This window comes from Streptomyces sp. NPDC002690, from assembly GCF_053592415.1.
In genome coordinates this window covers 1-5,236 of the sequence record NZ_JBSFVR010000451.1, presented here as the reverse complement: position 1 = coordinate 5,236, position 5,236 = coordinate 1, and the positions used below count along the sequence as shown (strand labels likewise).

The 5,236-nt window shown below is 73.4% G+C and carries 4 protein-coding genes and 2 pseudogenes; 2 read left to right on the top strand and 4 right to left on the bottom strand.

Translation table 11 applies throughout. The annotated features are described in order from the left end of the window. Window positions 1-1,286, bottom strand: a pseudogene (locus tag ACWD3D_RS33055) (ABC transporter); the annotation flags it as partial. A 208-nt stretch (window positions 1,287-1,494) separates the two neighbouring features. Between ACWD3D_RS33055 and ACWD3D_RS33050 the strand changes: the two are divergent. Both ACWD3D_RS33050 and ACWD3D_RS33045 read left to right on the top strand, forming a co-directional pair. Then, window positions 1,495-2,058, top strand: coding sequence for a hypothetical protein (locus ACWD3D_RS33050; RefSeq protein ID WP_451464414.1), 564 nt, complete (start codon window positions 1,495-1,497; stop codon window positions 2,056-2,058). Beyond that, window positions 2,055-2,321, top strand: a complete 267-nt coding sequence (locus tag ACWD3D_RS33045) for a DUF4235 domain-containing protein (RefSeq protein WP_451464413.1) — start codon at window positions 2,055-2,057, stop codon at window positions 2,319-2,321. Before ACWD3D_RS33050 ends, ACWD3D_RS33045 begins: the two co-directional genes overlap by 4 nt. A 76-nt stretch (window positions 2,322-2,397) precedes the next feature. On the opposite strand, the gene ACWD3D_RS33040 is transcribed toward ACWD3D_RS33045, so the two are convergent. The 3 genes and pseudogenes from ACWD3D_RS33040 to ACWD3D_RS33030 form a co-directional block, all read right to left on the bottom strand. Beyond that, a complete protein-coding gene (locus ACWD3D_RS33040; protein ID WP_451464412.1) occupies window positions 2,398-3,171 on the bottom strand; it encodes a phosphatase PAP2 family protein in 774 nt (257 codons plus the stop codon). 78 nt (window positions 3,172-3,249) lie between these two features. Then, a complete protein-coding gene (locus tag ACWD3D_RS33035) occupies window positions 3,250-4,203 on the bottom strand; it encodes a YihY/virulence factor BrkB family protein (RefSeq protein WP_451464411.1) in 954 nt (317 codons plus the stop codon). Further along, window positions 4,203-5,126: pseudogene (locus tag ACWD3D_RS33030) on the bottom strand (diacylglycerol/lipid kinase family protein); the annotation flags it as partial. The pseudogene ACWD3D_RS33030 and the gene ACWD3D_RS33035, both read right to left, overlap by 1 nt. Window positions 5,127-5,236 lie beyond the last annotated feature (110 nt).

Genomic DNA, 5,236 nt, shown 5'->3' with positions numbered 1-5,236 from the left:
ACCAGTGGCGCGGGATCATCGAGGAGTACCGGGACCGCCTTCCGGTCACGAGCACGACGCCGATCGTCTCGCTCGGTGAAGGTGGCACGCCGCTCCTTCAGCCTGCCGAGCACCGCGAGCAGGGACGCGGTGTCGGCCGGGTGCAGACCTGCCGAAGGCTCGTCCAGCACGTACACCACACCGAACAGGCCGGACCGCAACTGCGTGGCCAGCCTGAGCCGTTGGAGCTCACCGGAGGAGAGCGTCGGAGCGGTCCGGTCGAGGCTGAGGTAGCCGAGTCCCAGCTCGGTGACCGTACCGATGCGGGCCAGCAGGTCCGTCGTCATCACCCGGGACGTCGCGTCCCCGCCCGAGGCGCGCAGCACCTCGGAGAGGCCCGCCAGCGGCAGCGCGGCCAGCTCCGCGATGGTGCGCCCGGCGAAGGTCACCGCCATCGCCTCCGCCCGCAGCCGCCCACCCCCGCAGACCGGACACGGCACGCTCGTCAGGAACCGCTCCGCCCGCGCCCGCAGAGTCCGGCTCCGGGAATCGGCGAACGTGTGCATCACATAGCGACGAGCGCTCATGTACGTGCCCTGGTACGGGCGTTGGATGCGGCCCGCGTCGCGCACCGGATGGACCGTCACCACCGGCTGCTCGTCGGTGAAGAGGATCCACTCCCGCTCCCCGGCCGGGAGTTCGCCCCAGGGCCGGTCGACGTCGTAACCCAGAGCGTCGAGCACGTCCCGCAGGTTCTTGCCCTGCCACGCCCCCGGCCAGGCCGCGATCGCCCCCTCGCGGATCGACAACGAGGCGTCCGGGACGAGCAGTTCCTCCGACGTCCGGTGGATCCGGCCGAGACCGTGGCACTCGGGGCAGGCGCCGGCGGCCGTGTTGGGCGAGAAGGAGTCGGAGTCCAGGCGCTCGGCGCCCGCCGGATAGTCGCCGGCCCGGGAGAACAGCATCCGCAGCGAGTTGGAGAGCGTGGTCACCGTACCCACCGACGAGCGCTCGCCCGCCGAGGAACGGCGCTGCTCCAGCGAGACGGCCGGCGGCAGCCCGGTGACCTCGCCCACGGCCGGAGCGCCGACCTGGTGGATCAGCCGGCGGGCGTACGGGGCCACCGACTCGAAGTACCGCCGCTGCGCCTCCGCGTAGATCGTGCCGAACGCCAGCGACGACTTGCCGGACCCGGACACCCCGGTGAACACCGTCAGCGTGTCGCGGGGGATGTCCACGTCGACGTTTTGGAGGTTGTGTTCGCGGGCACCGCGCACCCGGACATAGGGATCGTGGGGGGTGGGCATGGGTGCGGTCTCCGAACACGGGGCGACAAATCGTCGCATTCTAAGCGCTCGGGGCTGTCCCGTCATGAATGGCGGGACAGCCCTTGAGCCGGCCCGAGGCATCGGCCGCCCGCATCGGGGCACGCGGGGAGCATGCCGATGATCCGTGGACGGCGGGGGCGGAGGACCGCCCGGACCGGCTCCACGATGCGAAGGAGAGTGCAGCGCGATGACGAATGACCAGAACCCTCGCGAGGACGGTTCCGCACCGACTCCGGAGGACCTGCGCACCCAGGCGCGGGCCGCGCGGGACGAACTCGGCAGGACCGTCGAGTCGCTCGCGGCGACGGCGGACGGGACCGCACGCGCGAAGGCCGACGAGCTGATGTCGCAGGCACGCGTGAAGGCGGAGGAAGCGACGGAGCGGGGGCGGCTGAAGGCCGCCGAGACGAAGGCGCAGGCGGGCGAGAAGGTCGAAGGGGCGCGGCAACAGGCCAAGGAGAAGGCCGGTGAGCTGCGGGGACAGGTCGCGGAGAAGACCGCCGAGGTGCGGACGCGAGCCAGGGAGAAGACTCCGGACGCGGTGCTGGAGAAGGCTTCGCAGGCCCAGCGCCTGGTCGGCGGGGCCGCGCACACCGTCGGGGACAAGTTGCAGGAGCACGCGCCGGACCCCGTGCGCCGGGGCGGCGACCGCGTCGCCCGCGCCGCGCGCGGCAACCAGGGCCTGCTGGTCGCCGGTGGAGTCGCCGCCGTCGCGGTGGTCGCGATCGCGCGTCACCGGCGGCGCGGATGAAGCCTTGCGCCTTCGTGTACAAACCCGTCGGCCTCGCGGTCGGGATGGCGGGCGGTCTCGTCGCCGGAGCCCTCTTCCGCCAGGTGTGGAAGACGGTCGCCCGTGAGGACGACGCCCCGAGCCCGACCGACCGTGATCGCGGCTGGCCGGAGATCCTCGCCGCGGCGGCCCTGCAAGGGGCGATCTTCTCCACCGTCCGCGCCGCGGTCGGACGGGGCGGGGCCATCACCGTACGGCGCCTGACGGGGACCTGGCCCGACTGACGGGCCGTACCGCGAGAAGGGGCCCACCACCGGAACATCCGGTGGTGGGCCCCTTCTTCCGTGCGGGGATCGCATGTCAGGCGTCCTGGCGCTCCGGTTCGGTGCCGGTCAGCTCGGGTTCCAGGCCCTCGCCGAACTCGGTCCGGCGGCGTCCCACGTCGGTGCGCCACGCCTCGAAGGCCCACGCGGTGAGCGCGACCACCGCCGTCCCGAGCAACCAGCCGCCGACCACGTCGCTGAACCAGTGGACGCCGAGCGCGACCCGGGTGAAGCCGACCCCGAGCACCGACACCACCCCCACGGCCCAGCAGACCGGTCGCCATGCCCGCGGCACCACCGGCAGCAGCACCAGCAGCAGGACCGCGCAGGAGGTGGTCGCGGTCATCGCGTGCCCCGAGGGGAACGAGAAGCCCGGAGCCTGCGCCACCGGGTCCTCGAGGGACGGCCGGGCGCGCTCCACGACCATCTTGACGAGCAGTCCGATCAGAGCCCCGCCCACCGCCGTCACGGCGGCCCAGGACGCCAGCCGCCAGGCCCGCTTCCACAGCAGCCAAGCCGTCACCAGGGCCACCACCGACCGCAGGACGGCCGGGTCCCACACCCAGTCGGACAGGAAACGCAGGGTGCTGGTCCAGGCGGGGTGGTCGAGCGCGGTCCGGTGGAGGCGGAGGGCCGCCGACGCGTCGAGCCGGCGCAACGGCTGCCAGTGCCCCTCGACGAGGACGAGCAGCAGGGCGAAGGGCACCGCGGCCGCTCCGGCGACCGCGGTGGCGCCGAGCAGCCGGGCACCGAATCTCCGGTCGGCGCGGCGGCTGTCACGGAAGAGGCGGGCGGTCGCGCGGACGGGCATGGAAGCTCCCGGTTCTGGGATGGGACGGTTCGGTTCGGGCCGGTCCGGGTGGCGGCCGGTTCGGCCGGGGACGGGGGTTCATGCCCCCGGGTCGGGCTCGACCGGTCCGGGCCGTCTGGCCCGCACGGCTTCGAGCTGTGCGGCGAAGGACAGCCCGAGGAAGAGGGCGATCGAGGTGAGGTAGGCCCAAAGAAGCAGCGACATGAAGGCGCTCAGGGGACCGTAGACGGTGTCGAAGGACCCGCTGAACGCGAGGTACTTGCTGAGCAGCCAGGTCAGCGCGGTCCACAGCACGAGGTAGACGGCCGCCCCGAACGCCAGCCAGGTGTAGCCGGGTTGCTTGCGCCGGGGTGCCCGGCGGAATATCGCGCTGGCGGAGATCAGGGCCAGGAGCACACCCAGCGGCCACCGCAGCAGGTCCCAGGCGGTCCGGGCGCCGTCGCCGAGGTGGTAGACGGAGGTCGCGGCGGCCACGAGGTCGCCCCCGGCCACCATCAGCACGGAGCCGATGCCGAGCGGGATGCCGGCGCTGAGGGACATGACGAGCCCGCGCAGGTACTTCCGGTGGAAGACCCGGTCGCGCTCGACGCCGTAGATCCGGTTCGCGCCCCGCTCCACCTGGCACATCGCCGTGGTGGTGTTGACCATGGAGAAGGCGAGTCCGAACCAGAGGGCCAGACGGGCACCGATGCCGGTCTGGCTGCGGCTGCGGTCCAGCGCCTCGTCGACCACCTCGGCACTGGGGCCCGCGCTGATCCGGTGGATCGTCAGTTCGGCGAGCCTGCCGACGTTCTCGGTGTGCATCTCGGCGGAGAGCCCGACGAAGGCGATGGCCAGCGGTATCAACGCGAGCACGGTCTGCAGGGCGAGGGCCCGGGAGTGGCTGAAACCGTCGGAGTAACGGAAGCGGACGAACGAGTCACGGACGAGCGGCCACCCGCCGTACCGGCGCAGGGTGGCCAGCGCCTCGTCGGCGGAGAGTTCGTCGCCCGTCATGTCGCGGGTCTGCGGGACCCGGGTCGCGGTACCCATCACTCACCCCTGGCGGGGACGAGTACGGTCAGCGCCCCGGGCACGACTTCGGCGGTGAGCCGTCGGCCGGCACCCACCGGGTCGCCGTCCATCTCCCGGGGCTGCGGCGACTCGAAGCGCAACTCGGCCCTGCGGAAGGTGAAGAACTCGACGGGGCCCCCGTCTCCGGTGCGCTCCCGGCCGCCCGCGCCCGAGGACGGGCGCAGCATCACCCGCGCGGCACGCAGCCAGCCGGCCGGACCGTGCGGATCGTAGAGGGCGAGGTCCAGCAGGCCGTCGTCCGGCCGCGCCGCGGGTACGAGGGCAGCGCCGCCCTGAACGGTACCGATGTTGGCGAGGAGTACCATCCGGACGCTCCGGCGCAGGACCGGCCCGCCGTCCAGCGAGAGGGTCAGCCGGGTCCGGGGGGACCGCAGCTCCCGCAGCCCCGCCAGTACGTAGGCGGGCCAGCCCACCGCGGACTTGGCGCGGTCCGAGGTGTGTTCCAGCATCGCGGCGTCCAGGCCCGCCCCGGACATGGCGGTGAAGTGGGTCGCGGGGACTCCGTCACCCTCCAGCTTGCCCAGGTCGAGCCGGTGCGGGGCGCCGGTCAGTGCCGCGTGCAGGGCCTTCGCCGGGTCCAGCGGCAGGCCGAGGTGGCGGGCGAGCAGGTTGCCGGTGCCGCAGGGTACGACCGCCAGCGCGACGCCCGTACCCGCCAGGGCGTCGGCCACCGTACGCACGGTGCCGTCGCCGCCACAGACCACGACCAGATCGGCGCCCTCCCGCACGGCCTCCGCCGCCTGCCCGGCGCCCGGGTCCTTCGCCGTCGTCTCCGCGAACACCGGGGCCTCGCGCCCGTGCTGGGCCAGTACGAGCCGCAGGGCGTCCCGGACCGCGGGGCCGGTCACCGTGGGGTTGACGATGACCGTGGTGCGGCCGGTCGGCTCCGCGACGCGGGTGACCGCCCTCCAGGGAGAACATGGTCCGTTCGACGAACTCCGCCGTCAGCTCACGCCCGTGGGCCGTCGCGGCCGTCCTGGCCGCCGCCAGC

Excerpts from the sequence above, each read along its gene's own strand:
- ACWD3D_RS33050 (WP_451464414.1), top strand. The coding sequence starts at position 1,495 with ATGACGAATGACCAGAACCCTCGCGAGGACGGTTCCGCACCGACTCCG.
- ACWD3D_RS33045 (WP_451464413.1), top strand. The coding sequence starts at position 2,055 with ATGAAGCCTTGCGCCTTCGTGTACAAACCCGTCGGCCTCGCGGTCGGG.
- ACWD3D_RS33040 (WP_451464412.1), bottom strand. The coding sequence starts at position 3,171 with ATGCCCGTCCGCGCGACCGCCCGCCTCTTCCGTGACAGCCGCCGCGCC.
- ACWD3D_RS33035 (WP_451464411.1), bottom strand. The coding sequence starts at position 4,203 with ATGGGTACCGCGACCCGGGTCCCGCAGACCCGCGACATGACGGGCGAC.